This is a genomic window from Saccharopolyspora thermophila (assembly GCF_014646075.1).
In the GTDB taxonomy this organism is placed as follows: Bacteria; Actinomycetota; Actinomycetes; order Mycobacteriales; family Pseudonocardiaceae; genus Saccharopolyspora; species Saccharopolyspora thermophila.
This window is the reverse complement of sequence record NZ_BMMT01000045.1, coordinates 1-1055: the sequence shown is the minus strand read 5'-3', so window position 1 is coordinate 1055 and position 1055 is coordinate 1. Positions and strand designations below refer to the sequence as shown.

Annotated in this window: 1 protein-coding gene and 1 pseudogene; both read right to left on the bottom strand. The window is 63.2% G+C overall.

The features are described 5' to 3' along the window. Positions 1–530, bottom strand: a pseudogene (locus tag IEY17_RS24985) (hypothetical protein); the annotation flags it as partial. Between the two features lie 42 nt (positions 531–572). After that, positions 573–902 (bottom strand): hypothetical protein, encoded by a 330-nt coding sequence (locus IEY17_RS24980; RefSeq protein WP_188991927.1) that lies wholly within the window; start codon positions 900–902, stop codon positions 573–575. Positions 903–1055 lie beyond the last annotated feature (153 nt).

Sequence of the window (1055 nt, the reverse complement as noted above, 5' to 3'; positions counted from 1 at the left end):
TGGATGACCGGGATGACCTCGGCGATGCCGTAGACGATCACCGGGATGATGGCGTGCACCGCCGCCGAACCCGGGTTGAACGTCTCCCACTGCCCGCGGATCAGCGGCATAACTTGCGGGATGACGTTCATGGCCAGCGTCGAGGTCAGCAGCACGCGCTTGAGCCGCCGCCACCAGTCGTGATCCGGTTGGATGCCGTAGGACAGGATTACGGCCTCGAAGTTGAGGACCGTGATGAGCAGCCCGGCAAACATCGGCTCTACCGTCCAGGCCGCCCACCACAACGGGTCTTCGGTGGTGGCGTCTCCGGCCAGGAACCGCTGGACTCCGGCGGTGGTGAACACCAGCCCGAGGCTCAGGAAGAACCACAGGCCGGTCAGGGTCCGGCGGCCCTGGCGTTCCATCTCGACCGCGTTGAGGTCCGGGTCCCGCACCAGCCCCCGCAGCTGTCGGGCCTCCGAGATCCGGTCACCGAGCTTGCGAACCCGCCTGGTCGTGCCGGGTTTCGTGCGCGTGCGACGCAGGCCCACCGTTATTCCTCCCTACTCATTTCCACGGAAACCACAAACGGTTCAGGCCACCCACAAACGCAACGCGACATCGAGCATCTCGAATACCTCTTCGAATGCCTCGAATTGCTTTTCCTGGGTCTGCCACTCTGGATCATGTTCAATCACGTCGTATTCGTGGAAGGCGCTCCGCCGCGCATAGGCCATCTTGAGTTGCTTTCCGTACCGGCGCATCGCCGGTCCTTGGGCGTGCCGCAGGAGTTCGTATGCCTGAGTCAGCGCCCGCAACACCTCGTTGTGGTACCTCTCCAAGTCCTTTCCGAAGCACCGTTGCAGGCCGTGGTATTCCCTCTCCGCTTCCGTCATGACAATCTCCTGGTCCGCTTCCGTCATCGTCACTCCTCATCACTCGCTGTGGGGCTTGAACAGGGTGAACAGGCCCCGGATGCACAGGATCAGGCCAAGGCCGATACCGATGGCCCATCCGGGGTTGACCAGCAGCCACACCAACGCCAAGGCGGCTGTGGTGGCCACCAGGATGAGCAG

Bases quoted from the DNA above. Each gene is read 5' to 3' on its own strand.
- IEY17_RS24980 (WP_188991927.1), bottom strand. From the start codon at position 902: ATGACGGAAGCGGACCAGGAGATTGTCATGACGGAAGCGGAGAGGGAA.